This is a genomic window from Pseudoalteromonas sp. Z1A6, assembly GCF_011378745.1.
In the GTDB taxonomy this organism is placed as follows: Bacteria; Pseudomonadota; Gammaproteobacteria; order Enterobacterales; family Alteromonadaceae; genus Pseudoalteromonas; species Pseudoalteromonas arctica.
Genome location: NZ_WTKW01000703.1, coordinates 1 through 588 on the forward strand (window position 1 = coordinate 1; position 588 = coordinate 588).

Below are 588 nucleotides of genomic sequence, written 5' to 3' on the forward strand. Positions count from 1 at the left end.
ATTGCTTTTCTTAAATCTCTTCTATGTTAAGTTATCACATTATGAATATTTCTGTATATTATTCAAATGGTAAAGTAAATTATAACAAAGGAAGTGAGATGAAGAAGCCACCACTGGGAATAGCATTTTTACAAGGACAAGAAAATTTAATAGATGGTGATGATCTCAAAGAAAATTTGGATAAAATAAGACAAAAAATTGCTGATTTATCTAATGTGAAAAATGTTCATTTTTTGTTAGGTGCAGGTGCAAGTTCTGGTGCTATTCCTACAATGAAAGAAATGGTAGCAAGTATTGATTCGCGATTATTGCCACCTCCACCTCCAACATTTCCGACAATTCCACCACCAATACCGTCCAGTACAATATTGCCTACCCCATTTGTTGCTACGACACACTTACAGGCTTTATTTAACAAAATAAAGTGCTCTACGAAAGATAATCTTGAAGATATCTTAGGAGTCCTCTATTCAAGGCGAGCTTATTTAGAAGGTTCAGGTGATAAATTATCTGGTGATTATTATGAAACACTTTCTTTGATTAAAATTATTGAAAGTGAGATGTTTAAACAAATTAATATAGATTTTA

At 31.8% G+C, this 588-nt stretch carries 1 pseudogene; it reads left to right on the plus strand.

Annotated elements, in window-relative coordinates:
- Positions 1–41: 41 nt before the first annotated feature.
- Positions 42–588, plus strand: a pseudogene (locus GQR46_RS20420) (hypothetical protein); the annotation flags it as partial.